Raw genomic sequence first — 26,520 nt, 5'->3', positions numbered from 1 at the left:
AAGGAGCCTAAAATATTGAATGTCCAGTTAAAGATTGTTACGAGAGAAAATTGGGAAGATGCATTAAAGCTACAAGTTAAAAAAGATCAAAGAAAATTCGTTCCATCCGTAGCAGTTTCACTTGCTAAAGTATATATAAAACCAGATGGTGACAATGTAGAGTACATTCCATTTGCGATATACGACGGCGAGCTAATGGTTGGATTTATTATGCATGCTGTTGTAAGAGAAACAACTGATATGTATTGGATAAACGGTTTTATAATCGATCAAAAACAGCAAGGGAATGGTTATGGAAAAGCAGCATTACAAGAAAGTATTTCCTTAATAAAAAATACATGTAAGGCGTGTAAAGAAATAAGATTAACAGTACATAAAGATAATAAATCCGCAAAGAAACTATATGAATGTTACGGTTTTCAATCATTGGGACATGATTATGATGGCGAGCAAGTATATCGTTTATTTGTTAATCAATTATAAAGTAAATGACTGGGAGGAATAGCAATTGAAAAATAAATTTCATCATATTGTACGAGCTGTTATGATTAAGGATAAAAAATTGTTAGTGGCTGAATATATTGGCCATCATTATTTTTTACCAGGTGGTCACGTTGAAGTTGGCGAATCAGCTGAGAATGCATTAATAAGAGAACTGCGAGAAGAACTCGGAGTAAACTGTAGTATAAAACAATTTTTAGGAGTTATAGAAAATCAGTGGCAAGATAAAGAAGTACTTCACCATGAAATTAATCACATTTTTGAAATAGATTCGCAAGAGTTACATGTTGATTTACTACCAAAATCTAAAGAGTCTCATTTAGCGTTTCACTGGATAGATTATAATCAAAAAGCTTTAAATACGTATAAAATTATGCCAGTGCCTTCAGTTAAAGAGTTACTAGAAAGAAAATTAAGTGAAGAACTAGTAAACTGTTGGATTAGTAATTTTTAAACGCCTCTATTAATAGTAAATACGTCCACCGAAAGGAAAGTAAGAAAATAGGCTAAAAAACAAGGTACATCACCTAGTGTAAGTTCATATTTTGTTGATGTACGCATTTAGTCTATAGCCTTATTTCTACTTTGTTTGCAAAAATATATAAACTTTAACATTGGAATGGAATTTATTTTTATAAATGGAGGGTTTCGTAATGAATCAGTTTCAACAAGAACTACAATCATTAAACCTTAATGATTATCAATCTGGCAATGTTGTGTATTGGGATCAACTACAACAAAATCAATATCCATACTATTACATTCAAGACGATGCACGTCGTTGTGGCGGGTGCGGAGGTTGTGGTGGTCGCTGTGGTGGATGTGGCGGCGGAAGATGCGGAGGTTGCGGTGGTCGTTGTATAGGATGCGCTGGTTGTTTCGGTTGTTTTAACTGCTGGAACTGGTGGATTATATAAGTATAGAAAATCAATAATATTTCGCATGAAAGAAAGGTGTAAATGTTATTTTATACTTTTCTTTCATGCTATATTTTTATATTCGTGTTAAGGGGGATTTATTTGTATACATACGATAAGTTAATTTCTTGGGTAGAAAATATAAAAGAAGAAAATCATAGTTCTGCAACAGCACTGTGCATCATAAAAGATAACAAAATCGTACTAGAGCATTATAGTGGCCACCATTCAAATGTATCTACAAGCAAGAAAGTAACAGCTTCATCACAATTCAACGTTGCTTCTGCGAGAAAAAGTTATTTAGGTTTAATGGTAGCATATGCGCTTTACGAAGGGAAAATAAACTCTATTGATGATGAAGCGATACAGTATCTTAAAGACTTTGATCCTGTATTGCTTGGTAAAACAATAATAAGACATTTAGTAACACATTCGCACGGTTTAGGAGAAACGCATGATGGGACAATTTTTCGTGAATTTGAACCTGGACAAGCATGGGCGTATAGAGATATTAATGTAAGAATGATTACACGTCTTATTTATCAGCTTTATAGTAAAAGTTTTCCTGAATTATTAAAAGAGCGTGTGTTTATACCTGCTAATTTTCAAGAAACAGGTTGGAGAATTCAGCAAGATGAAAAATTAGTTAAAGTTGTTGATAATCCGATTGAAGACGCGATTAGTGAAATTGGTACGGTAGATGATGGTACTGAAAAAAATCTATTTGTCTCAGCTAGAGAATTTGCTTATTGGGGCAATCTTCATTTAAATCAAGGTATGATAAGCGGTAATCAAATTGTTCCAAAAGAAGTTATAAAAATTGCTACGAGTTTGCAAAGTCCAACATTTACAAACAATGAACTACCACAAAACGGGTTGTTTTGGTTTGTTCAAAATGAACCTGCGCTTTCAAGTGAACTTGGTGAACGAGTGCCGAAAGGAGCGTATCAAATATTAGGAATTACAGGACCGACTCTTTTAGTAATACCTGAATATAATGTAGTTGTTGCGAAAATGTATAATAAAAGGTATAACTACGGCGGTGATAATTATTTATATTATTTACGTGAATTTAGCAATTTAGTCGCTGATACATTTCGTAACGGTAATAGGGCATAATTACTCCTATAATGAAAAAGGAGTGAAAAAAATGAAAGATAAAATGAATAAAAATAAAAAGCAAAATATAAAAGATGTGAATACAGAACAAAATGCAATTTATAGCGATCCTAAAGATGCAGCTAATATGCAAACGGTACCGCAGCCGAAGGATTTTGATGAAATTGAATACTAATTTTTCGTTCATCGGACTATATGATGAATGAAAAATACATCTTAAGTCCCATCACATAACAAAAATCTTTTGGTATCCTATATACATAAGCATTTGAAAATGTCTTATCTTAACAAAGCTTTCTTTAAGTAAATCTAATATAACCTGCAAAAAGACACTTCATAATGAAGTGTCTTTTTGTGTATATGAACTTAATTTCCATTTTCCACACAGTATCTTGCTTTTTATGATGGTTATACTAACTGTGAAAATTCATGTCAAGATAAAAGAAGGGGACAGTTAGTATGAAACAAACTTCTATAAATCCGTTACTAATTGTTCTAGGTACAATTATTGTTCAAATTGGCCTTGGAACAATTTATACATGGAGTTTATTTAATCAACCCCTTGTTAGTAAGTTTGGATGGAACCTCAATTCCGTAGCGATAACTTTCTCCATAACAAGTTTTTCATTATCATTCTCAACCTTATTTGCAGGAAAGTTGCAGCAAAAATTAGGACTTCGTAAACTCATCGCTACTGCAGGGATTGTTTTGGGACTCGGTTTAATACTTAGTTCGCGAGTTTCTTCCTTACCATTACTATATTTATTAGCTGGTGTCGTTGTTGGTTATGCAGATGGAACTGCTTATATTACATCACTATCTAATTTAATTAAATGGTTTCCAAATCGAAAAGGACTTATTTCTGGCATATCTGTTTCGGCATATGGAATGGGCAGCTTAATCTTTAGATATATAAACGGAAGTCTTATCGATAGTCTTGGTGTATCACAAGCATTTTTATATTGGGGTATCATCGTCTTGCTTTTAGTTTTAACCGGATCGTTCTTCTTACGTGAAGCAATCGTAAGTAACACTGTAACTGAATCATTAAACAATGACTATACGCCTCGTGAAATGATGCGAACGAAACAAGTATATCTTTTGTTTTTTATGCTATTCACATCTTGTATGGGCGGTCTATATTTAATCGGTATGGTAAAAGATATTGGGGTACAGCTCGTTGGGCTTAGTGCAGCAACTGCAGCTAACGCCGTTGCAATGATTGCAATTTTTAATACGGTAGGTAGAATCGTTCTTGGAACGTTATCAGATAAAATTGGTCGAATGAAAATTGTTTCTGCAACGTTTATAATAATTGGATTGTCAGTCTTTACTTTAAGTTTCATTCCACTAAATTACGGTATTTATTTCGCTTGTGTAGCAAGTGTTGCCTTTTGCTTTGGTGGTAATATCACAATCTTCCCAGCAATTGTTGGAGATTTCTTCGGATTAAAAAACCATAGTACAAATTACGGGATTGTATATCAAGGTTTCGGGTTTGGTGCACTTGCAGGAGCGTTCATTGGAGCGTTACTGGGTGGATTTCAACCGACCTTTATTATAATCGGTGTTTTAAGCGTTATTTCCTTCATTATTTCGATATTAATTCGTCCACCAAAAGCAGAAAACAAAAAAGAAACACGACATTTATATCGGAAAGTAGCTTAACTATAAAAAGAGTCCTTGTACAGGGCTCTTTTTATATTACAAAATAAGTGAAAATGATTTGAAAGGTAATAAAGTAATTTATTTCTTTAGCAACTAAGTAGCAGATTAGTAAAATATTCATATTGTTTTATAAAGGCACTGAAATCATGTTATAAACCTACATTAACCACCTTTGTTATTAGATATGCAATTCATTTGTACACCATTATTTTATTATAAAGGTAGTTGGCTTATATTGGTTACAACTATAATTTCTTCTTTTATCGCATTCACTTCAACAAATATTGATGACATTTTTATACTTCTTGTTTTATTTTCGCAAGTAAGGACAGGAGTAATTAAGAAAGAAGGTAGTACTGTCCGAGGGAAAACTAAAATGAAAGAACTTTATATTGTTATCGGACAATATTTTGGGTTTAGTTTAATTATTTTTCTAAGTATCATCGGTTCTTTAAGCTCTTTTTTCATTCCTGTTTCATGGATCGGATTATTAGGATTCGTGCCAATTTATATAGGAGTGAAAGGACTATTGTCACTTCGTTCTTATAAGAGTAACGAAGTCATTGCTAACGCTTCTAGTTCAATATTTAAAGTAGCTTCAATTACATTAGCTAATGGAGCTGACAATATTTCGATTTATATACCAATGTTTGCTAGTCAAAATCTTAATGCCAATATTGTTACATTAGTAATCTTTTATTGCATGATAGCAATATGGTGTTTTATTAGCTACAAATTGATAAGAGCTCCTATTTTAGCTAAAGTACTTGAGAGAAATTGTCATTTTATCGTTCCAGTCGTTCTAATTGGTTTAGGAATGTTCATTCTTATCCGCAGTAATACAATTGAATTATTGTACTAATATGTTGAAACTTAGATTAAAAAGAATCAGACGCCATAAAAAGCCGTACTACAGATAAAATGTAGTACGGCTTTTCTTTATTTTAGTGAAATGAAACAGTGCTCTACGACTATTAAGTTAGACAGGATATTACGATTATTAAATTGAATAGATACTTTTAAAAGGAGCGTGATAATTAAAATGAAAATAGTAAAACAATGGATCCAGGAAGATAGTGATTACATAAGAGAAAAAGTAATTGAATATAACCAAAAACATATTTCGGATGAAGAGAAAAAGCCTTCAGAAAAAATTAGTTTTATAGTGAGAAATGAAAAGGAAGAAATTGTAGGAGGAATAACTGCAATTACATTTTGGCACCATGTTCATGTTGATTTCCTTTGGGTTTCTGAAGAGTATAGACACGAAGGCTACGGAAGTAAGTTATTAAAACTAATTGAAGAATTTGCAATTGAAAAAGAGTGTAGGTTAATTAATTTAGATACTTTTAGCTTTCAAGCTCCTGATTTTTATAAAAAGCATGGATATAAGGTGATTGGAGTAAGTGAAGACCACCCTAAAGGGCACAATCGATATTATTTAGAAAAAAGATTAGAAAATATATAGAATCCCAAAATAAATCAATCAAAGCATAAAGAGCGTACGTTGAATGATCACTTTCAAAATACGCTCTTTTTTATTTAGTAATGAAGGGTTATCGATTATTAACTTTACTAAGAGTAGATAAATGAAATACTCTATTAACTTTTTTATATTTTAAAACGATTAAATGGTAGAATGTAACAAAGGCAGAAAATTCTCGTTATTAAAGGTGGACTTAGATGAAAAAAGTAAATGTTACATATGCACTATTATACGATAAAACAAATGAAAAGATCTTGATGGTAAAAAACAAAGGGAAGAATGGTTCTTATTATACGCTACCAGGTGGCGCAGTTAAATTAGGAGAAACGTTAGAGGAGGCAGTAATTCGGGAAGTGAAAGAAGAAACCGGGCTACATATAACTGTAAACGGTATTTGTTACATTAGCGAAGCTTTTTTCGAAGAGAGAGGACACCATGCAATATTCTTTAATTTTTTAGGTGAAATAATTGGCGGGGAAACAAATATAACAAGACCACAAGAAATTGAAGAGATTACTTGGATGGAATTACATAGAGCAGCACCACATTTACGTATACCAGAACAATTATTAAATATATTACAAAGGAAAGAAACAGTACCTTACTTTTTTGACGGAACAATCGTTCATCAATCTTCATAACATTATCATTTCATGTAAGGCGGGGGAAGAATGGAATTTATCGTAAATCATAAATATTTCACTCAAGCACTTTCAGAAGTAAGTAAAGCTGTATCTACTAAAGCTATAGTACCTATATTATCTGGTATAAAAATAACTGCAGATCAATCTGGAATTACTTTAATCGCAAGTAATTCAAATATTTTCATCGAAAAATTCATCCCTAGTTCCAACGAAGACGATACAACTATATTAAAAGCAGGAACTATTGTAGTACCTGCAAAATATTTCATTGAAATTATAAAGAAAATGCCAAGTGATGTATCAATAAAAAGTCAGAATGAGCAAACCATTACGATACAATCAGAAGAAATTACACTAAACTTAAATGGACTTCCAGCATATGAGTTTCCGAATGTACCACTTATAGACGATCATGCAAAAATACAAGCAGAAACAGAACAATTGATTGAAGTATTTAAACAAACTGTCTTTGCAGTAGCTAAAAATGAATCTAGACCCGTTCTTACGGGAGTACATATCGAATTAGAACACAACAAATTAATTTGTGCTGCAACTGATTCACATAGACTTGCTATACGCGAAACGATAATTTCTACAGAGGTGAAAGCAAGTTGTATCGTACCAAGTGCAACTATTAGTGAACTGCTAAAATTAATGAATAGTAATTCAGAATTCGTATACATCTATCTTTCAGAAAGTCACATTATTTTTACATTCGGCACAACTACATTATATTCAAGATTAATTGAAGGAAAATATCCTAATATATCTAGTTTAATTCCAAATGAATTTCAAACAGTCATTAACGTAGATAGAAAAAGGATTTTACAAGGTGTAGATCGATCCAGCTTATTATCAAGTGAATGGGCAAATAACAATGTTAACTTAGAAATCATAGACGAATCCACAATTAAAATTTCTTCTAACGCTTCTCAGATTGGAAAAATATCCGAGACACAACAGATAGATGAGATTCAAGGTGAAAAACAATTAAATATATCTTTCGATGGACGATTTATGATGGATGCTTTAAAGGCGATAAAAGAAGAAACGGTTACTTTAAGTTTCAGCGGTTCTATGAGACCGATATTAATTGAAGCAGGGACACCATCTGCAGCAGTACATCTTATATCTCCAGTAAGAGCTTATTAATAACAAAGGAAGGAATCACATTATGTACAAGCACACTTTATGCTTTATAAAGAGAAATGAAGAGATACTTATGTTAAATAGAGAATATGACCCTGTAAAAGGATTATGGAACGGGGTAGGTGGAAAGATAGAAAAGGGAGAAACACCTTTAGAAAATGCGATTCGTGAAATAACAGAAGAGACTAATATAGAAGTTACGCATGAACAAATTCAGTTTAAAGGCATTATTAAGTGGGAGGACTCATCTTACTCTGGTGGTATGTATGTTTATTTAGTAGAGCTACATGATGAATTTACATATTACACTCCAAAAAAAGTATCGGAAGGAATTTTAGATTGGAAAGAGATTTCTTGGATCCTAAGTGACTATAATTACGGCGTAGGAGAGATGATACCTAAATTTTTACCGGATTTATTCCACAATAAATTAATATTAGAGCACAATTTTATTTTATCTAATCATAAATTAATAGATTATAGGAATGCAGAATTGATTAAGCAGGATAGTTCTATAGATAATATAGTTCAATTATAAAAAGAAGGAATTGTAATCTATAATACACAGCAAAATAATTATTACTCAAATGATTCGAAAAGTAGCTAAGGAGAAAATTCAAATGAGGATGAGTGTAATGAAGAAAATAATTATTTTACTCATAGCTGTAGTTTTAATTACTTTTGCTTTTTATCAATACAACAAAAAAGATAGCGTAGCTAAAAATGATAAAGTGTATGTAGAAGACTTTAAAGGTAAAAATGATTCAAACAAAATACAATCTGCTATTAATAAAGCAGAATCAAGTACAATTAAAACAGTATTGCTTGAGGATAAGAAGTATAAAATCACGTCACCAATTATAGTGAAACAAGGTGTAAAGTTATTATTCGGTTATGGAACACAGTTTGTTGTTGAAGGTAATTTCAGAGTTCTAGAATTAGAAAAAAACGCTTCTATCGAAGGAGCCTATATAGCTGTAAACGATCCTACATTTAATTCTGAAGTTATATATTTAGACGGCAAAAATAAGTATTATAACACTTGGCACAAAACACAAATAAAAGATATAAATATTATTAATTGGACAGAAACAAATAAAGGTACTGGAATTTCTTTGTATTCTGGTGGGAAAGAAAATGAAATTTCATTTATTAACTTTGAAAATATAAAAGTTGTAGGAATGGAAACTGGGCTGAAATTAGTAGCAAAGAAACCGCAATCTGGTTATGCTTGGATAAATGCCAACCGTTTTATAAACTTCTCACTTGAAGATTGTGTAAATATGATTTATATGGATAGTAATGTAACTACACCAAATGAAATTAGCGGTAATCAATTTACAAATCTACAATTACAGCCATCAAGTAAAACGAAAAATATATTAAGAGTAAGTGGACAACATAACGAGTTCAATGGAATGGTGTGGGATTTACAGAAAATTAATCACGAAAACGAACTCATTGAACTAACTGATAAAAGTATGAATACGGTTATTAATATTACCTCTGTACAAACAAATAGAGTTTTAGATAGCGGTAAAGCAAATATAGTAAAATAAGGTTAAATACAGAAAAAGAGCGAATTCCTTATAATAGAGATCGCTCTTTTTTATTTATAGTTAAATTCCTCTCCACCAAGCTGATGAAGGATAGTCTGTAGATTTTAACGTGATAGATTCACCAATTTGTGGCGTTGCAATATTAACTCCTAAACGCTTTGCTTCTTTTGTTACACGTTCAATAGGATCACTCCATTCATGTAATGATAATGTAAAAGCACCCCAATGAATCGGAAGAAGTAATTCTCCTTTCACGTCAATATGAGCTTGCACTGTCTCTTCTGGTAACATATGAATAGCAGACCACCTTGGATCATATTGCCCGCATTCCATTAACGTAAGATCGAATGGACCGTATTTATCACCAATTTCCTTAAAGTGAGGAGCATAGCCGCTATCACCACTAAAGAAAACTTTAGTCTCTTGACCAAGAATAAGCCATGAACTCCATAACGAACAATCTCTATCTGTCATACTTCGTCCTGAGAAATGCCTTGCAGGTGCACAAACTAATTTTATATTATCAAACGCAATTTCGTCCCACCAATTATGTTCACTAATTTTACTAGGTGAAACGCCCCATTTCATTAAATATTGCGCAACTCCAGTTGGAACATAAAAATGTTTTGCACGATCTTTTAACTGCATAATACTCTTGTAATTCAAATGGTCATAGTGATTATGTGAAATGATAATCGCATCAATTTCTTGAAGCTCTTCACGTTCTAAAGAAAAAACACCACTATAACGTTTACTATTAAACAGAGGAAATGGGGAAGAGGCATCTCCAAACATCGGGTCTAATAACAATGTTTTACCTTCTATTTTTAAAAGAGAAGCAGAGTGTCCAAACCATGTCACACTCTCTAAAGATTCATTATTTTTATTCGATAAAACAGTAGGTAAATTCTTTACAGGACGCAGCTTTGTTTTCATTTTAAAGTAATCCGTCATTAAACCTATAATATCTTTCGGTTTAAAACTTACATCAGTATCAATTTGATTTATATATTTCTTTTTCATTCGTTCTCCTTTTTACGTTTAACAATATACGTATGTTGTTATTGTAGCTAATTGTAGTTTAAACGAAATTATTTTACCTTTCACCTTAAATGCAGTACATTTCATAAATTTGTCAAATTCATTATTCTTATATATAAAACGTAAATCAAAACAGCAGCAGATGAAACTAATATGAAGTAAATGTAAAATGTTTTAATTTAGTAAATTCCTTCACACACGCAACAAAGAACATACGTTTCGTTATGTGTTATAAAAGTAAATGCGTCTTTAAATAATAAAAGGAAGGAGAATTTATAAATGCAAGCAAATAGAAAAAAGAAATTAAAATGTAAACTATCAAAATCTGAAATAACGCAGCTATATGCAGAAGGGAAGAGTACTTCAGAAATAGCTACACTTGCTAATGTGTGTGCTAGGTATATTCGTATGGTTTTAACAGACAATAACGTTCCAAGACGCGCTATAGGGAGTTGGAAGAGATAGTATGACATAACAGAAGATTATTTTAAAACGTGGTCAAATAACATGGCTTATATATTAGGGTTTATAGCAGCAGACGGTGTTATACAGAAAGAAAATCAATGTGTCAGTATATCTCAAAAAGAAAGTTACATTTTAGAAGATATAAAACAAGAACTAAACACCAACCAGCCACTATATCAAAATAAAAAAACAGGCGTATATATGCTAAACATAAATAGCAAAACAATAAAAGACGACCTTATGAATATACACGGAATCATGCCATGTAAATCATTTAACATTGAATTTCCATTTGTACCAGAAGAATATTTACATCACTTTGTTCGTGGGTATTTTGATGGGGATGGTCATGTAAACTCCCATAAATATTTTGTTAGCTTTGTTGGAGGATCATATAATTTTATGAATTCTTTTAAAAACATCCTTGAGGATAATAAATTCCGATTGAGTTTTGTTGACAAAGAAAAACAATATCGTATTTACCTAAGTGGTAAAAATAATGTTAATAAATTTTCACAATGGATTTATAAAGATAAAGATTTACATTTAAAGCGTAAATATAATATTTTTCAACAAAAAGAATAATGTCATGATGATCGACTAATCCACGAGCAAGTTCAATTATAAAAGTAAAATCTACGATGAATTATTAATTGAAATCAAAGTAATTTATAAATACAGTTTAGTTAATCTAAAAAGAAACTTGTTTAAAATTAATGATTAAACAAGTTTCTTTTATTTTGTTTATTAACGATTATATACAAGAATATAAATTACGAATTCCAGAGCTATCAAATCACATCAATTCAAAAACAATGAACTAATCACTAATAAAGAAAAGGGAAGTGTAAAACAAGATGCTAACATATAATAAGTTTATTACTTTTTTCTAGTTGACATAATATATATTATAGGTAGTTGTAGAAAAAAGCAATATCAGGTATCAAAAACCAAGTAAACTATACTTAATGAGATGAAACGGAGATTTTTAGTGAGATTCATACAAAATCTTATCTAAACGAATTTCTACAGTTTTTATCATTTATTTGTTATAAATCCATCACAGCAAATTTTAATCGATTATTAATTAAGCATTAATGAATCCAAAACATTTTTGATCGACAAGAAATTTTTTATACAGAAAAATTATTTCTATACAAAATATAAATTTTAAAATTCATTTTATGTTTTACTTTATGAATTTAATGCTATTTACACACGCTTTATAACTTTAGATTATTTGTTGTTATTCCTGTTATTTACGCTTGACTTTTATCGCACTTACCATTCTTTATTCTAGTTAACATAACGTTTATTTTTAACTAAAAAAAATCTCCCTCATCTTCAGGAAGATTTTTCAGTTTGCTAGTATCTCATGTATATATTTTTAATAACAATCCCAATTGTAAATTACATTAGAAAAATCTAGATTTAACAAATCGTCTTTCTTTATAAAGAAATTAGCAACACCAGAATCTCCCCACATAATATTTAATGAATCGTCTGTATCGATTTGTAGCAATAATATATCATGATGCTGGTATTTTACTTCCCATTCCCTTGGATCTGTCTGTGTGAAGAATGGATAACCGCCTATTTTATGCCCTTGACCTACATATATATCATCATACAGTTCGCCTAATTCTGTACTATTTTCTTCATCAACAATTTCTTCCCAATCAATTTCTTCATTAAACATCTTTTCAAATCGATAATCACTTGATGTTACTGGTTGATAAGCTAATTCAAATTTCAATTTCGTTGCTTCGAGTATGATAAAGTCCTCTAATTCTAAAGTATTTAAATAACTAAAATCAGTAACAACCTTATTTAAATCTTCTGAAATTGTAGAATGATAAATAATTCGAAAGTCTTTTTGGATTGTTGGATGATCAAAATCTGCTCCGTAAAGCTCATCATCAGCACTTACGAAAAACTGTAACATTCCCTTTTGAGGCATATATTCAACATGTGGCATTTCTTCAAAGTTTAACTGCGCAAGTAACATCATAGGTTGTCCATTTGAATCTTTAGGATGCTCTTGATCTACAGGTAAATACGGATAACCACCAAATTTACTCTCAAAAAGCGTTGTCTCTGCTAATGTTCCAGACACTTTAATATAAGGTTTCACACTTTCTTCTAAAATACTACGATACTGCTCTAGTTCTTTCGGAATTTGAAGTTGATACGTATTCTTCATTACATTTGCCTCCCTTTAATAATGAATTGAAAATGCCTTACTTAATTATATAGCAAAAGATAGCTTCATTGAAAATGGTTAAAAATCCGTTTTCACCCTCGTTTTTTGTGCACTTTGTGGACAAAGTAGATTATGTTCTAAAACCTTTTTATTAATAGTTCGAATTAAATCCGCTGCTCCTGCAGTATTTGTATTTTCTTTTAGCTTTTCTTTTAAATCATCAATTTCCTTTGAAAGCTCAATCCACCTAGGTAAAACATGATTATTCTTTAACGTTCTATAAAGTTGCTTTTCAGGATTGTATGAAAGGTCTTTATCAAGATTAAGAGGTTTCCCTTTACCTGGCAAATTATCAAAAGACCCTTTCTTTTCTGCTTCTTTAACGATAGAACTAATATGATCCTCATACGTAAAGGTCCAAACTTTCTCATCTTTTACTAAAATCTCTTGCTTTTTTAGTTTTTTATCTAGTTCTTCTTGATTCATAGAATCTCTCCCCTTTATATTTTATAGTAGCGTTTTTGTACGCTCCAATGCTTTCAACCCATCAAATAACTTTTCTCGCCACCAAACACCGTCATGGTCACCTTGAAACTCTTCATAAGTAATTTGGTATTCTTTTTCATTTAAAGCTTTATACAGGCGTCTATTAGCCGTTAAAAGAGATTCGTTTTCAAGTTCTCCTGCTGCAATATAAAAATTTGATTGCGTCTTATTAGAATGTATAGTTGAAATTTGATTTTCAATCCCAGGAATTTTATTTTCATAACCATCCTTTTTCCAATGCACGGATCCAGACATTGACAACACGTTTCCGAAAACATGTGGATTTTGAAGCGCTGTATAAAAAGCTGCTAAGCCACCAAGACTGAAACCGGCAATTGTTGTATGTTTCGCTTCTTGATGCACACGATACTTAGCGTGAATCCACGAAATTAATTCCTCCGTTAAAAATACATTCATTTTATCGTTATAAGTTAGCTCTTCTAGTCGATCAACAGGATCTATTGCAACAGCAATACAAGATGGGATTTCTTTTTCGTATATTAAATAATTGAGTGTTCTTGCGATTGAAAGGTTATTAATGAATGAATTCCCATCAAATACAATGAGAAGATCTTGGAGATGTGAAGTGTGAGAATAATCATGAGGTGTATATATATGAGTTTTACGTGTGTTATTTAAAATTGAACTATGAAAAGTATATGTTTCAATTTTTCCGGATGGATAATGCTTTGAAGGAAAACGACTGCTATACTGCACTTCCATCCCTATACTTAGCACTGATGCTTTATTAGCACCTTCTCCAAATGTATTTCCATTAAATCGGTCTAGTTCGTACTGTTCACTACGCTTTATCCAATCATTTTCGAAAAAATCGTTTACTGAAAAATAGTAAGTTGAAATAAAACTCTTATCCGTCCTAAACGTTTCATACCAAATATCTGTCTGTAACAATCGTTTTAATTGATTTACAGACAGATCCCAACCAGGAAAACTACCGAATACATTAACATTTTCAGTTTTTTGGTCCCCTAACCATATATACGTTATAAGCTTATACTGATTATCTACAGGACATTGTTCTATTAGCGGCGTATGATTTGACTTTATTTCATGCAAAAAAGTATAAAAAGCTTTCTCGTTTCCATTTTTTAATTGATTATTAAGCTCCTCTAACTTAGGACTAATTATTGAAGTCACCCATCTTCCTCCTTTGTATTTCTTTTCACTAGATTGCTTTTATAAAAATTAGGATTAGGATGATATGTATTTAGATGAGTTATTTATTAGAAAGTTTATCAATTGCCTGAATAGAAAGTTCCAACGCTTTGATTCGTCTTGTTAAAAGAGTTCTTTGCGGACTACCAACTTTACACTTATCATAAGCCCTCTCAATTGATGGAAGTAAACCAACAAGGACATTACGAGCTTCTGCTAACTCTTCTTGACTATACTGGTGACTTTCTTGATTCCAAACGTTTTCTAGTACTGCTAACCCTACACAAACGGCTTTAAGTCGTTTTTTCACTAATGTAGTATTTGCACCTTTTTGAGTCATCTGTAATAGTGCATTTTCAAGTTTACGAATAGTCGATTGTAAAGATTTTATTGATTCCGATTTATCTATATTTGATACGTTTTCCATTTTACTGTTGTTCCTCCTGGCTTAACTTATTTAATACTGGATATAATAAGTACTTGATTTCACTCGAAATATTTTATCATAAATAACTAACGATATTCGAGTGGGACAATCCATTAAAGGAAAACAATCGCTAAACGCCTCTCCGCCCTTGCTTCATTCTATAAGTACTTCTTTCTGCACATTAAAATTCCTATATAAGCAAGGTATAAATATTGTCTTTTTTATGAACAAAAAACGCACAAGCAGCATAACTTGTACGTTTTATTTTTTATTCAGTAAGATAATATAGTAATAGTTTTCGCGCTTTCTCATAATTTATGAAATCTCTATACAAAACGGGATACTTCACAATTTCTGTTTCTATAGAACGATATTGCAGAAACCATTCAAAAAACGATTTCCTTAACCACTTTATTTGCTGAAACGTAATGTTCTGTTCGTTTCCATTTAGTACAGAACTTAAAGTACCTGCTGTATGCATCCAATAATGATTAAAGTCAGCGTTTATACAGTCATCATCTGTAAATTTACTTTTTAAGTCTCGTTGCAATTTTCCTGTAGCACGATACGGAAACGGTTTATGCAGCAGACTATGCATTTTCTGCAATTCATTAAAAATAACCATTTTACCTAATAGCAACTTTCCACCCCTTTATTTCTCTATCCAACTTAATAATTTTTCATAATGATATTGAGCATCTTTATAGCCAAGATTATATAAATTAACTAGCTTTTCTTTATTTCTTTCTATTCCGCTTATAGGAAGTTGTGAGCTAGGCTGAATTAAATAAAAATTATCTTTCTGTTCGTTGCCATTCATATAAGTTACGGTTTCATTATAATAACGATAATGTTCTACTAAATGTTCTGCGATTTTCGGATGTTTACTATATAAAATTTTAGCCAGACCAGAAAATTTATTCCGCTGCTTCTCATATCCTTCTGGCTTTGTCATAATCACGACGTTCTTTTGATAACCATCAGTTTGTGCTTTTAGAACCGGTATAGGATCTATAATCCCTCCATCTAGCAATTTTAGATTATCATATTCTACAGCAGGTGCTATAAACGGTACAGAACTTGATGCGCGAATGATTTTTAAAATATCATTTCCATGTTCTATTTTATTGTAATAAACTGCTTTTCCTGAATCACAATCAGTCGTTCCTATGACAAATTGCTCATTGGAATTTAGGAAAGTTTGAAAATCAAATGGAACAATTTTATTAGGGACTTCATCAAATAAAAAGTCCATCCCGAATAATTCACGTTTTCTAATCAAATTTCGATAAGATATATATCGGTGATCTGACACTAGCTCTGTATTTACTTTTTTATTCCTTCCTTTTTGACGTGATAAATAAGTTGCGCCCATACATGCACCAGCGGATACGCCAACTACATACGGAAAGAATAAGTTCTTTTCCATAAAATATTCGAGTACTCCTGCAGTATATAGACCTTTCATTCCTCCGCCCTCTAATACTAAACCTATATTTTTCATGCTATATCCCTCTGCTTCTTTTTTCTTACTTACATGTTAACACAAGATTTTAAGACGAGGTTATATAAACGAATTGCAATAATAACCAGAAACTACTAAAGTAATGTCATAATTTCTTAGTAAATAGCATGGTACAATGTAAGTAACACATTCCACAAATAATGGAGGAGGAATTTCTTATGGGTTTATTTAGCGGTATTTTAGGAAATGCATCAAATGCGAGTACAGAAAGTGTAGAGCGTGATTTAGAGAAGATTATGTTAGACGATGAGAAAGTTGAACATGCTTATAAATTAATTCGTGATTTAATCGTATTTACAAATCGTCGTCTTATTTTAGTAGATAAACAAGGGATATCGGGTAAAAAAACAGAGTATCATTCTATTCCTTATAAAAGCATTACACAATTTAGCATTGAAACAGCTGGGCATTTTGATTTAGACGCTGAGCTTAAAATTTGGGTATCTAGTTTGAGTACACCAATTACGAAAGAATTTAAAGGTGACGATAGTGTTTTAAGCATTCAAAAAGCGTTAGTAACATATACGACGAAATAACGCTTTTATGTATATTTATTCATTTCTGAAATTACTAACCTGAGTATTTTGGAAGAATATGCATAAATTTTGTATATTTAATCTCAAGCAACAGAAAAAGGTAAAGCGTATTTCAAATGCTTTACCTTTCTTTTTTGTAATAAATGAGTGTAGTTTTATCATTTAATTTCTTTATTACTTCTGTTCTTTTATACCCCATTTTTTCGTATAGAAAACAATTTCTTTCTTCTTCTAAAATCGTAGCAAGTTCAAAGCTCCGTGTTTCTGGAAACATCTCTTCAATTAAAATAAGTACCTTCTGTGCGATTCCTTTCCCTTGATAGTTTGGATGAATAAACATTGGACTGATCCAAAATTTATAAGGTATTTCTTTTTGGGATATACAAATCGCTCCAACAAGTTTCGAATCTATTATCATCTTATAAAAATTACTGCTCGGATTATTTATTCTTAAAATAGTTTTTTCAATAGATTCATTTGCTGGATTTGTTTCTTTGAAATAAAACTTTCGCATCATTTTCTGTCGCCTTCTCTAGTGTAATCTCCATGTTACCAATTTAGTCGCTTTCTTAATGAAGTTATATGCGCTGTATGATGACGTCCATGCCATGCATATAGTCCAATTGCAGCAGCAAGTTTTGTTTCACCAGTTTCCGGATGATTAAATGTCTTTTCTAGATCTTCTAGTTCTAGAGAATATAAAAGGTTAACCCATCTTTTATGTAACGATTCTAACATTACTAGTGAAACGTCTACTGGTAATTTAGAATCAGGTAGTTCTGCCCACTTCTCTTCTTTATATGGTTTAATAGTAGGATTCTTTTCTGTTAGTGCTAATTTAAAGCGTATGTAGCTATTCATATGGCTATCAACAACGTGATGAACTACTTGACGAACCGTCCATCCACCAACTCGATATGGTGTGTCTAACTGCTTCTGATCTAAATCTTTAATTGCTTTTGCTAGTTCATTAGGTAAATCTTCAATTTCTTGAATCCATGTATCAATCATTTCTTCAGTTATAGGACGTTTGTATGTAAATTGCCCAATTGGATAACGTAAATCATTCATGTATAAGTCCCCCTTAATATAAGTGCGAAGTATTTCTCCATATATAATGTACAAAATTCACATGTTCTCCATTTAATTCTACAGATGTTGTATCTGCTTCGTTTTGATAGGAAGAAAACCCGCTTTTTTCTAATACAATTTGTGATGCGAGATTATTAGTAGTCGTTTTAGCAAGAATCTCATTAATTTCATTATTTTTCGCTACGTCTAAAACTAATTTTACAGCTGCTGTTGCAACTCCTTTTTTAGTAAACTTTTCTCCGACTCGATACCCTAACGAACTGCTTCGGGATTCCGTGTCAATATCTACTAAATTTATTCGTCCTACAATTTCTTTTTCTTCATTACGAATTAAATAAAAATAAGAATTTCCATCTGCCTGTTCTATTAATAAATCGTCTAGTAGTTTTTGGAAATATTCAAATTCAAAATATTTTGAGCCACGATTTGGTACCATTGTTTCAAAAAAAGATTTATTCGTAAGTTCAAACGTAAATAAATCTTTAGCATCGTCTTTCTTTAATTGTTCTATGTATATTTTCATCTCGATTACCCCTTTTATATCTACTAACTGTTATATATTCTTTTTTAATCAACTTTTTTCCTGCTATTTCTTTCGTTTCAGTAACACAGCTAGTAGTACTTTTGGATGAAATAGGTGAAATGGACTACGAATTAAATTCATCACTCGTACTAACCGAATATAAACATCAGAATTACTTGCGGATAGTCGATATATTTGTTTCGTATACCATAGCTGAAATTTTTGTTTTGTAGTTAATTCTCTCTGTAGCTGCGGGTGACGTGATATTTCCGTTGTTGTCATATCCCAAGGGGTTTCTATTATAGTAGCTGCCTTTTTATAAAATTGTTGTGTAAATGTTTTATCAAGTTGTTTTCTACCTTGCAGAAGGAATTGCAACTGGTGAGCTTCCATAGCAGCAACTGAAACACCTTGGCCGAAAACCGGATCAAAACGACATTGCGCATCTCCAACAACTAATAATCCTTCTAGTACATTATTCACTAAATCAAATCGCCGGCGTACTTGATAGGGAATTTTGTATGTCTTTATATCAGTAATTCCCTCAGCCTTGTTTAGGAAATTTGTAACATTAGAAATTGATAGGTTTTCAGCAAAATCATAAAACTCATCATCTGTTTGTGGTGCTTTCTCATTTGCGTATCCACTGAAAGTAACAAAATAACGATTATCTTCTATCGTTTGAATAAGAACGCCATAAGGATTATCAGGGAAACTCGGAGACATTAGCATATTACAGCAGTCTAACTCCTCATTTTCTTTAAGTTTGAACATTTTCGTTGCGTAAAATAAATCAATACGAACTTTCTCTTCTTGTACTTCAATTTCGTATTCTCGTAACCACTCTATACTTTTTGAACCAAATCCACTTGCATCAACTACAATATCTGCATGAACTTCTTCTTGTGCGTCTGTCTCTAAATATTTAACTTTTACTCCACACACTTTGTGAAGCTTTTCATCTACCAATAACCCTTTAACCAATGTTTCATATTTAATAGTAATATTAGAAACCTGATCTATTCGTTTTTGAATATGCCATTCAAGCAAAAATCTACTTTGTTGAATCATATGTACTTCTCCTGTGAATGGTTGTTTCCATAAACCGAATTGATGCCATTTTAAATCACGAGTAAAGTTATTTACGACACTACCTGCTTCTATTAATTCATTCGTAATATTAGGAAACAATTTCTCAATGGCTTTTTCTCCACCTTTTAATAACACATGAGGATGATTACTTTGTGGAACTCTTTTTCTCGAGGACTTTCCATCCCATCTTTCACTGGCTTCTATAATGATTACTTCTTTAAAAGCAGTTGATAATGCTTTTGCTGCGAGCTTTCCTGCGATACTTCCTCCGATAATGATAGCTTTATTAAACATATTTTCCCCCTTAATAAAAAGAGATCCTGTCTTTTATGAATGAAACAGGATCTTAAACTAATTAATTTCTTTACTATTATAATTAAAACACATGAGTATATTGCAACGTTATAATTAAAATACCTAATCCCCATACGTAATATGCGAATACTTTTAAGGAGTGACGTTTTAAATATTGAATCATCCATGTAACGGCTATGTAACCAAAAAACGCAGCTGATAACGTTCCGACAATTAAAGATGTACTAGAAATAGATTCTGCTTTTCCTTGAAAAACATCTGCAAATTGTAAAATAATAGCTCCGACAATGGCTGGAGTTGATAATAAAAAAGAAAAGTAAGCAGCAGTTTCACGGTCTAACTTTCTCCATAATGCAGCAACGATTGTCATACCAGAACGAGAAATTGCTGGAAAAATAGCAGCAGCTTGAAATGAACCGATAATAAATGCATCTTTATATGTAATGTCATCCATTTTTTTACGACCATTTTTTTGTTTATCAGCCATATATAGAAAGAAACCTGTCACTAAAAACTCCCATCCAATCGTAATGCCTGTTTTTGAAATATCCTCAAAAAAGTCTTTAAATAACAATCCGATTACAACTGCGGGTATCGTCCCGACAATAAGTAGTAGCATTAGTTTTGAAAAGGGATTTTTAATTAAATATATAAATTCTTTTTTGTAATAAATAAACACTGCAAGTAAAGTCCCAATATGCAGCATTGTATCTAAAAACAATCCTGCTTCATCTAATTGAAACAAATGTCTTCCTAAATAAAGATGACCTGTACTACTTATCGGTAAAAACTCTGTTAAACCTTGTATGATCCCTAATATAAAAGCTTCTAACCAATTCATGATGGTCCCCTTTCTCGTTTGCTTGTACCAATATATGAAGGTTAAATTTTCGATATGAAAAAAACTATATTTCTCTATGAATTTACTTTTATTTCATGGATATATATGTAAAAAAAGTAAGGAGGGTTACTATGTGGCAACATACGAAATTCGGTAATGTATTACTGTGGGCAGGACCTATCCTTGTATTTATAGGGTTATGTATGACAAATGTTATTTCTAATATTCCTTTCTTTGAGGGAAAACATAAATCGATTGGAATTGTACTTATATGTATAGGTGTATGCTGTTTTATTGTTGCTAATCATTTAAAAAAAGGAGAAAAGTATGAAGACTAAGTTTAAATAAAAAAACAATCCCAGTATATGTGCTAGGATTGTTTTTTTATTACTTATTTATAGAATACTTTATCAACGTTATATTTTGCTTTGTATTCATTAATGATATATGTTTCGTAAATTTCTCTTTCTGTTGGATCTTCTACGATACATGCATCAATGCGGTATACTTCATCACGGTGATTTTTAATTGGTGAAACATTGTCTTCAAAATGCTTCTTAATACGTTGTCTAATTTTACGAGCTTTACCTACGAAAAGAAGTTCGTCATTAATATTATAAAACATAAAAATGCCGCCTTTATCTCTAGGGAACAAGTGGAAATCAATAAAACCATTAATTGGAGTGATTATTGGCTCGTCTCCTTTAATAACTTGTTTACGTTCAGTAATTGAAACATCAGCTTCAGGAATATTAATTTTAATCAAGTTCATTCACGTCCTCTTTTATTATAAAGATAAATAATAGCATACATATGTAAGAAAAGCTACGTTCAGAGGCATATTTCATTTTATAATTCAAATATTATAGGAGTATCATGTAAACTCTTCTTCCAAATCATATGATCACTTGATTCTCCCCAATAATCCTTCAGTACATAACTAGGTTCTCCAAACTTCTTCGCCCATATACTTTGCGCTTTTTTTGTATCCACTATCTAAACAGTATTCTGTTATCCTTCTGCTAAGTAACGTAATATACATTGCGTTTAGTAATAAATTACCTATGCCATTTTATTGATATTCAGGTAGTACAAATACTGTTCCTATTTCATATAAATCTTTAAGAACACCACCTGTACAACTATGAATCAATGTACTTGCTGGGCCGATTTCAATTGTTCCAATGATTTTATCGTTACTTGTATCAATTGCTAATAAAAAATAACGACTTTCTCCGTTACTCTCCAAATCATTTTTCAAATACTGTTTTTTCGTATGTATTTCATTTTCTATGTCATCCAGTAACTGTGATAACCCCTCATTTTTAAATGTATGAGTAATAACAAAACGAAAAAACAAATTTAATTCATCTACATCATCCGAATTTGGCCTTCTTATTTTAACGTTATACACGACTTGAATCTCCAATCTTTAAAAATATATGAGAAATTGTTAAGTCCATACTTTATATACTCTATTCAACATTATTCTACAAAAGCCTGCATAAATCCAACAGTATAGAAAGCTCATTATAAATATCGATAGAATAATTTTTATATCCAAAGTCGTATGAACAGTAGGACCTAATACAGGAAATCGAAAAATATCAAGAACGACCATAATTCCTATAAGTAAACATATCGCCGAAAAGGAAACAATCCAAATCCTCCTCTTAAATTGTATAAAGGATACACCAAACGCAATACCTAATAAACCTGTAGTAAAAGGAAAAACAATTAGTTCACTTGGCTCAATAATAAATAATAGGAGAATAGTAAGAATATAAGAAAGTATTCCCGTGCGAGTAGAATAACAAATAGCGAAAAATATAGGTAGTGTCGCAAAAGGACTAATAAATAAGCCGATACCAGGGATTAAGCTCCCAGCAGATTGCAAAATAGCAGCAAGTGAACCGAGTAATGCTGTAATGACTAACCTCTTTGCGGGCGTCATCTTTCTTTTATGAACAAAATTTGTCTCATGCGCAATCATCGGTTGATACCAATAGTTTCTAAAGTGATTCATCAAAATCCCCCTAAAGATATTTAATTTATCACTTTCTATTTTTATTCATACACTTATAGCTTATTAGTTACCTTCTTCTAAATCTGAGAGTTTATTTTATATTAAGGAACGATTTCAAAAATAGTACCTTTGTTAAAATCAGTTACTTTCATAGAACCGTAAACTCCTAAATATAATCTAGTTTGATCCAAATTTGTTCCTAAACTCATATAATAAGCTGCCTGTTCACCGAAATTATAATGGGTTTCAATAACATGAAAGTCAGTATGTTTACCATGCGTACCAGCCCTAGAAAAAGCTAACGCACCTTTTACTGAAGACTGAGATTTTTCTTTTCTAGTCAGATCAGTAAACACAATGCTACCCGTCAAACTAGGAATTGCAGTTCCCATATACGGCTGAACTCCAGTAAGTGAAGTCCCTTCAAATTTATCTGGTCTGGAATCTTTATGAAAATAACTGATTAGTGGCTGGATACGCTTTGCGGATGTTTCTATTGTTTCATTATAATAAGCCATAATTCTCTCATCTAAAGTAGCATTTTCAGAACAGTGCCTTATAAAAGAAGTAGGTAATTCTCCTTCCCATCCCCTCCACCCAAAATTTATCAATCCATATTGTTCAGGAATATCTCTTATTAAATGGGTTTGAACAAGTTCAGTAACTGGTATTGGTTTGTATTGAACAAATGAAAAAATAGACTCTACTATATCCTGTCCGACATTCCCGGCGTATTTGATATATTGATTATAAAGCCTTTGGAATGAAATACCTGTTATATTCCGAACGCCTTTTGCAATTACTGTAAGTGTTTCTTGTATAGATAAAGGAAGTTCATTAAAGCGTGTAACTACTGAAGGATTGGTTATGGATGTATCTCGACTTATATCGATTTCAATTATTTTACCCGCAATTTCTAAATCATCTTGGCTTAAATTAAAAGGATCATAGCCAGAACCACCATCTCCATTTGTAAAAACAAGTTTTCCAGTCTCAGGTGAAAAGTTTAAACTATTTACGCCGTTATGATTAAAAAATGGCCTTCTTATATTAAGTAAAGTTCTTCTTTTTTGAGGTTTACCATTTGATTGTAAAATCCATTCTTCAATCGTATCAATATGATCATATTGAGTATCTCTATTTGTCCACTTTAAGTTTAGAGTTTTTGGGTCACACGGATTCGGTTTAAATTGTTCTGAAAGTGCACCTGGTCCTTGGGTCCCGGCTACTGAATAATGAAGATAAAACAAGCCGTTATGATTAAATTGCGGATGAAACGCTAAACCCAGCAATCCGCGTTCATCATAACCGCTACTAGAAACACCTTCTTCAAATGTGCCTAATTTAATAATTCGGTGACGAATATTTAAAAATGTCTTTATAGCTCCGTCTCCTATGTAAAAAACCTCTCCTAATTGAGTTGCGATAAATAGTCTTTCGATCGATTCACCTGGAAGTATAGCTGTTTTCAATACAGTCGGTAAATTTACTTTATAAACGATGGGCCGTAAACGAACCTTAACTTTTGTCAATTAACTTTACACTCCTTGTTATTCTTTTTAATAGAAGAATATGATGAGAGTAGTTAAATTAGTATCAAAACTATAGACGTAAAAGTGTGATATCCCTGTTCATACAAGTCTGTTTTCTACTTAGCATCAATTAACTTACATTCCTTTTTATTACATTTTTGATATGATATAAGTATAAAATATAAATTAGGGGGACATTCTATGGCAATCTTACTACAAATCATCGTACCGCTTATATGTGCAATATACTTATTTACCCTCTATCGTAATAGTACTATTGGAAAAGCCACTTTTCTCTTAGCAGTCGTTATTGGGATTTTCGGTTTAGAAAATATTTTTCAATATGCTAGTTTAACAGAACATACTGTTTATCCGTATTGGGGTAGTTTAAAGGCTGTAATCTTTATTTTATCAGTGGTGTTTTTATTCAAGAGAACCCCCACTCCATATAATAATTAACAATTATTCATGTTTATTTAAAGCTTATTTTCAGAAAGAGGTTATACAATGAGAGCACCCTATCAAGTATTAATATTTCCTTATATAATAACTGAAGATTCTATTCAATACGCTATTTTTAACCGAAGTGATTATGGTTATTGGCAAGGAATAGCTGGTGGTGGAGAAGATGGTGAAACTCCTATTGAATCAGCAAAACGAGAAGCGTTTGAAGAGGCTGGTATTATAAAAGAATGTCCCTATATAAAATTAGATTCTGTTTCTTCACTACCTGTAGAGGATGTAGTTGGAGGATTTTTTTGGGGAGAAGATGTTTATGTAATAAAAGAATTTTCTTTTGGAGTTAAAGTTTTTACAAAAAATATTTCATTATCCAAAGAACACTCCAATTATAAATGGTTATGCTTTGAGGATGCAGTAATGCTGTTGAAATGGGATAGTAACAAAACAGCGTTGTGGGAATTAAACAAAAGGTTATCAAAGCAGTTAAAGAATTAGCTATAAATAAAAAAGATTAGGAGCGAATCCTAATCTTTTTTTGTTATTCAATTGCACCAGCAACGTCATAATCGTTTAAATCTAATTCAATTGTTTGTCCGAGTGCTAGTTTAGCTAATTCTGATCCTAAATATGGGCCAGCAGTTAAACCTGAAGCACCTAATCCGTTTGCAACGAGGATGCCTTCAAAGTTAGGCAGTGGTCCGATTACAGGTAAGAATCCTGGAGTAAATGGTCTGAATCCAACTCTCGTTTCAAGCATAGTACCATCATCTAAACCAGGTGCAACAGTTAATGCTTTATGGAATACTTCATGTAAACCACCTGCTGTTACACGATGATCGAAGCCAGTTTCGTTTTCATGAGTAGCACCAATTACGACATGACCATTGTCAAACGTTAAAATGTATTGATCGTTTGGCGGCATAACAACTGGCATATTTTCGGTTGCTGTATTTTCTGTTTGCAAATGAACAATTTGTCCTTTTTGGAACGTAACTAAGAAATTGATTCCTAATGGATTCAAGATTTCATTCGCCCATGCCCCTGCAGTTACAATTACCTTTTCTGCTACCATTGTTTCGTCATTTACTTTAACTCCAATAATATCATTACCTTCACGGACTAATACTGCGTCTCCTTTTATAAAAGTTGCGCCATGTTTTTTTGCAGCACTTATTAATGCGTTACGTAATGATCTTCCGTTTACTCGTGCAGCGCCACTAATATGAACAGAACTGTATTCTTCAGATAATGCTGGGAATAATTTTTTCGTTTCTTCAGCTGATAAACGTGTAATTTCTCCAATCTCTGGTGCATCTTCACGTCGTTTATAAGCTCGTTCTTCCATTTTATCTAACTTTTTCTCATCAGTATGTAAACTAATTGCACCTACACGTTTGTATCCTGTATCCGTTTCACCGTCTGCTTCTAATTGTTGGATTAACGAAGAATAGTAACGTGCACCGCCTTTAGCGATTTTATACCACGCTTTATTACGACGCTGTGAAAGCCATGGACATACAATACCAGCCGCTGCATCAGTCGCTTGACCTAATTGTTGACGATCAACGATAGTAACATTCGCACCTGCTTTAGCGAGATGATAAGCAGTAGACGCTCCTAAAATACCAGCTCCAACTACAATATACGATTTCATTTCAAACACCTTTTCTCTTTA

General features: G+C 31.9%; 31 protein-coding genes and 3 pseudogenes. 17 read left to right on the top strand and 17 right to left on the bottom strand.

What is annotated here, in order from left to right:
- The first annotated feature begins 15 nt into the window (after nucleotides 1–15).
- From QCI46_RS14210 to QCI46_RS14155, 12 genes are all read left to right on the top strand, one after another.
- The gene (locus QCI46_RS14210) at nucleotides 16–483 is read left to right on the top strand and encodes a GNAT family N-acetyltransferase (RefSeq protein WP_327961271.1); all 468 of its coding nucleotides are present in this window, start codon (nucleotides 16–18) and stop codon (nucleotides 481–483) included.
- Nucleotides 484–508: 25 nt separating this feature from the next.
- On the top strand, nucleotides 509–955 hold the full coding sequence (locus tag QCI46_RS14205) for an NUDIX domain-containing protein (protein WP_166703867.1): 447 nt from the start codon (nucleotides 509–511) through the stop codon (nucleotides 953–955).
- Between the two features lie 199 nt (nucleotides 956–1,154).
- Complete coding sequence (locus QCI46_RS14200) at nucleotides 1,155–1,418, top strand: heterocycloanthracin/sonorensin family bacteriocin (protein WP_139365483.1); 264 nt, start codon at nucleotides 1,155–1,157, stop codon at nucleotides 1,416–1,418.
- Between the two features lie 102 nt (nucleotides 1,419–1,520).
- Nucleotides 1,521–2,537 carry a serine hydrolase domain-containing protein gene (locus tag QCI46_RS14195; protein WP_353840612.1) on the top strand — a complete coding sequence of 339 codons (1,017 nt, stop codon included), beginning with the start codon at nucleotides 1,521–1,523 and terminating at the stop codon, nucleotides 2,535–2,537.
- A 31-nt stretch (nucleotides 2,538–2,568) separates the two neighbouring features.
- Complete coding sequence (locus QCI46_RS14190) at nucleotides 2,569–2,712, top strand: hypothetical protein (RefSeq protein WP_000653369.1); 144 nt, start codon at nucleotides 2,569–2,571, stop codon at nucleotides 2,710–2,712.
- A gap of 284 nt (nucleotides 2,713–2,996) precedes the next feature.
- Nucleotides 2,997–4,205 (top strand): L-lactate MFS transporter, encoded by a 1,209-nt coding sequence (locus tag QCI46_RS14185; RefSeq protein ID WP_353840611.1) that lies wholly within the window; start codon nucleotides 2,997–2,999, stop codon nucleotides 4,203–4,205.
- Nucleotides 4,206–4,440: 235 nt separating this feature from the next.
- Entirely contained in the window at nucleotides 4,441–5,067 is a 627-nt protein-coding gene (locus QCI46_RS14180) for a cadmium resistance transporter (protein WP_353840610.1), read from the top strand.
- A 180-nt stretch (nucleotides 5,068–5,247) separates the two neighbouring features.
- Complete coding sequence (locus QCI46_RS14175) at nucleotides 5,248–5,673, top strand: GNAT family N-acetyltransferase (protein ID WP_353840609.1); 426 nt, start codon at nucleotides 5,248–5,250, stop codon at nucleotides 5,671–5,673.
- 215 nt (nucleotides 5,674–5,888) lie between these two features.
- Nucleotides 5,889–6,332 carry an NUDIX hydrolase gene (locus QCI46_RS14170; protein WP_353840608.1) on the top strand — a complete coding sequence of 148 codons (444 nt, stop codon included), beginning with the start codon at nucleotides 5,889–5,891 and terminating at the stop codon, nucleotides 6,330–6,332.
- A gap of 30 nt (nucleotides 6,333–6,362) precedes the next feature.
- The gene (gene dnaN, locus QCI46_RS14165; RefSeq protein WP_353840607.1) at nucleotides 6,363–7,487 is read left to right on the top strand and encodes a DNA polymerase III subunit beta; all 1,125 of its coding nucleotides are present in this window, start codon (nucleotides 6,363–6,365) and stop codon (nucleotides 7,485–7,487) included.
- A gap of 22 nt (nucleotides 7,488–7,509) precedes the next feature.
- Nucleotides 7,510–8,022: an NUDIX hydrolase gene (locus QCI46_RS14160; RefSeq protein ID WP_353840606.1), complete on the top strand. Its 513-nt coding sequence runs from the start codon at nucleotides 7,510–7,512 to the stop codon at nucleotides 8,020–8,022.
- An 82-nt stretch (nucleotides 8,023–8,104) separates the two neighbouring features.
- Nucleotides 8,105–9,043: a pectate lyase family protein gene (locus QCI46_RS14155; RefSeq protein WP_097908373.1), complete on the top strand. Its 939-nt coding sequence runs from the start codon at nucleotides 8,105–8,107 to the stop codon at nucleotides 9,041–9,043.
- 60 nt (nucleotides 9,044–9,103) lie between these two features.
- On the opposite strand, the gene QCI46_RS14150 is transcribed toward QCI46_RS14155, so the two are convergent.
- Complete coding sequence (locus QCI46_RS14150) at nucleotides 9,104–10,066, bottom strand: MBL fold metallo-hydrolase (RefSeq protein WP_353840605.1); 963 nt, start codon at nucleotides 10,064–10,066, stop codon at nucleotides 9,104–9,106.
- A gap of 297 nt (nucleotides 10,067–10,363) precedes the next feature.
- Here QCI46_RS14150 and QCI46_RS14145 point away from each other — a divergent pair.
- Nucleotides 10,364–11,134: pseudogene (locus QCI46_RS14145) on the top strand (LAGLIDADG family homing endonuclease).
- Nucleotides 11,135–11,936: 802 nt separating this feature from the next.
- On the opposite strand, the gene QCI46_RS14140 reads toward QCI46_RS14145, so the two are convergent.
- The 6 genes from QCI46_RS14140 to QCI46_RS14115 form a co-directional block, all read right to left on the bottom strand.
- The gene (locus tag QCI46_RS14140) at nucleotides 11,937–12,752 is read right to left on the bottom strand and encodes a YwqG family protein (RefSeq protein WP_353840604.1); all 816 of its coding nucleotides are present in this window, start codon (nucleotides 12,750–12,752) and stop codon (nucleotides 11,937–11,939) included.
- A 78-nt stretch (nucleotides 12,753–12,830) separates the two neighbouring features.
- Entirely contained in the window at nucleotides 12,831–13,238 is a 408-nt protein-coding gene (locus tag QCI46_RS14135) for a DnaJ family domain-containing protein (protein WP_353840602.1), read from the bottom strand.
- A 21-nt stretch (nucleotides 13,239–13,259) separates the two neighbouring features.
- Entirely contained in the window at nucleotides 13,260–14,456 is a 1,197-nt protein-coding gene (locus QCI46_RS14130) for an alpha/beta hydrolase (RefSeq protein ID WP_353840601.1), read from the bottom strand.
- A 79-nt stretch (nucleotides 14,457–14,535) separates the two neighbouring features.
- On the bottom strand, nucleotides 14,536–14,901 hold the full coding sequence (locus tag QCI46_RS14125) for a hypothetical protein (protein ID WP_172554815.1): 366 nt from the start codon (nucleotides 14,899–14,901) through the stop codon (nucleotides 14,536–14,538).
- A gap of 268 nt (nucleotides 14,902–15,169) precedes the next feature.
- Entirely contained in the window at nucleotides 15,170–15,541 is a 372-nt protein-coding gene (locus QCI46_RS14120) for a YxiJ-like family protein (protein WP_353840600.1), read from the bottom strand.
- Between the two features lie 12 nt (nucleotides 15,542–15,553).
- Nucleotides 15,554–16,405, bottom strand: a complete 852-nt coding sequence (locus tag QCI46_RS14115) for a patatin-like phospholipase family protein (protein ID WP_353840599.1) — start codon at nucleotides 16,403–16,405, stop codon at nucleotides 15,554–15,556.
- A gap of 179 nt (nucleotides 16,406–16,584) precedes the next feature.
- On the opposite strand from QCI46_RS14115, the gene QCI46_RS14110 reads away from it, so the two are divergent.
- The gene (locus QCI46_RS14110; protein ID WP_000522465.1) at nucleotides 16,585–16,962 is read left to right on the top strand and encodes a PH domain-containing protein; all 378 of its coding nucleotides are present in this window, start codon (nucleotides 16,585–16,587) and stop codon (nucleotides 16,960–16,962) included.
- A 121-nt stretch (nucleotides 16,963–17,083) separates the two neighbouring features.
- On the opposite strand, the pseudogene QCI46_RS14105 reads toward QCI46_RS14110, so the two are convergent.
- From QCI46_RS14105 to QCI46_RS14085, 5 genes and pseudogenes are all read right to left on the bottom strand, one after another.
- Nucleotides 17,084–17,510, bottom strand: a pseudogene (locus tag QCI46_RS14105) (GNAT family N-acetyltransferase); the annotation flags it as partial.
- A 1-nt stretch (nucleotide 17,511) separates the two neighbouring features.
- Complete coding sequence (locus QCI46_RS14100; RefSeq protein ID WP_087984454.1) at nucleotides 17,512–18,033, bottom strand: YfiT family bacillithiol transferase; 522 nt, start codon at nucleotides 18,031–18,033, stop codon at nucleotides 17,512–17,514.
- Between the two features lie 13 nt (nucleotides 18,034–18,046).
- On the bottom strand, nucleotides 18,047–18,577 hold the full coding sequence (locus QCI46_RS14095) for a GNAT family N-acetyltransferase (protein WP_353840598.1): 531 nt from the start codon (nucleotides 18,575–18,577) through the stop codon (nucleotides 18,047–18,049).
- A 63-nt stretch (nucleotides 18,578–18,640) separates the two neighbouring features.
- On the bottom strand, nucleotides 18,641–19,963 hold the full coding sequence (locus QCI46_RS14090; protein ID WP_353840597.1) for an FAD-dependent oxidoreductase: 1,323 nt from the start codon (nucleotides 19,961–19,963) through the stop codon (nucleotides 18,641–18,643).
- 82 nt (nucleotides 19,964–20,045) lie between these two features.
- Nucleotides 20,046–20,825 carry an undecaprenyl-diphosphate phosphatase gene (locus QCI46_RS14085; RefSeq protein WP_353840596.1) on the bottom strand — a complete coding sequence of 260 codons (780 nt, stop codon included), beginning with the start codon at nucleotides 20,823–20,825 and terminating at the stop codon, nucleotides 20,046–20,048.
- A gap of 131 nt (nucleotides 20,826–20,956) precedes the next feature.
- Here QCI46_RS14085 and QCI46_RS14080 point away from each other — a divergent pair, with 131 nt between their 5' ends.
- On the top strand, nucleotides 20,957–21,163 hold the full coding sequence (locus QCI46_RS14080; protein WP_353840594.1) for a hypothetical protein: 207 nt from the start codon (nucleotides 20,957–20,959) through the stop codon (nucleotides 21,161–21,163).
- A gap of 53 nt (nucleotides 21,164–21,216) precedes the next feature.
- Here the strand turns inward: QCI46_RS14080 and QCI46_RS14075 are convergent, their stop codons facing one another.
- The 4 genes and pseudogenes from QCI46_RS14075 to QCI46_RS14060 all read right to left on the bottom strand — a co-directional run bounded on the left by QCI46_RS14075 (nucleotide 21,217) and on the right by QCI46_RS14060 (nucleotide 24,383).
- Nucleotides 21,217–21,597, bottom strand: coding sequence for a nucleotide excision repair endonuclease (locus tag QCI46_RS14075; protein ID WP_001048941.1), 381 nt, complete (start codon nucleotides 21,595–21,597; stop codon nucleotides 21,217–21,219).
- A gap of 77 nt (nucleotides 21,598–21,674) precedes the next feature.
- A pseudogene (locus QCI46_RS14070) lies at nucleotides 21,675–22,239 on the bottom strand (GNAT family N-acetyltransferase).
- A 39-nt stretch (nucleotides 22,240–22,278) separates the two neighbouring features.
- Nucleotides 22,279–22,851: a YybS family protein gene (locus tag QCI46_RS14065; RefSeq protein WP_353840593.1), complete on the bottom strand. Its 573-nt coding sequence runs from the start codon at nucleotides 22,849–22,851 to the stop codon at nucleotides 22,279–22,281.
- 101 nt (nucleotides 22,852–22,952) lie between these two features.
- Nucleotides 22,953–24,383 (bottom strand): PQQ-dependent sugar dehydrogenase, encoded by a 1,431-nt coding sequence (locus tag QCI46_RS14060; RefSeq protein WP_353840592.1) that lies wholly within the window; start codon nucleotides 24,381–24,383, stop codon nucleotides 22,953–22,955.
- 201 nt (nucleotides 24,384–24,584) lie between these two features.
- Here QCI46_RS14060 and QCI46_RS14055 point away from each other — a divergent pair, with 201 nt between their 5' ends.
- Both QCI46_RS14055 and QCI46_RS14050 read left to right on the top strand, forming a co-directional pair.
- Nucleotides 24,585–24,842 carry a hypothetical protein gene (locus tag QCI46_RS14055; protein WP_353840591.1) on the top strand — a complete coding sequence of 86 codons (258 nt, stop codon included), beginning with the start codon at nucleotides 24,585–24,587 and terminating at the stop codon, nucleotides 24,840–24,842.
- A gap of 48 nt (nucleotides 24,843–24,890) precedes the next feature.
- Entirely contained in the window at nucleotides 24,891–25,340 is a 450-nt protein-coding gene (locus tag QCI46_RS14050) for an NUDIX hydrolase (protein ID WP_353840590.1), read from the top strand.
- Nucleotides 25,341–25,383: 43 nt separating this feature from the next.
- Here the strand turns inward: QCI46_RS14050 and QCI46_RS14045 are convergent, their stop codons facing one another.
- Nucleotides 25,384–26,499 (bottom strand): NAD(P)/FAD-dependent oxidoreductase, encoded by a 1,116-nt coding sequence (locus tag QCI46_RS14045; protein WP_353840589.1) that lies wholly within the window; start codon nucleotides 26,497–26,499, stop codon nucleotides 25,384–25,386.
- Between the last annotated feature and the right edge of the window lie 21 nt (nucleotides 26,500–26,520).

Origin of the sequence: Bacillus cereus group sp. RP32, from assembly GCF_040459735.1 — a bacterium.
GTDB lineage: Bacteria > Bacillota > Bacilli > Bacillales > Bacillaceae_G > Bacillus_A > Bacillus_A wiedmannii.
Note: the sequence above shows the minus strand (reverse complement) of the source record. Positions and strands in the feature narration are given on the sequence as shown.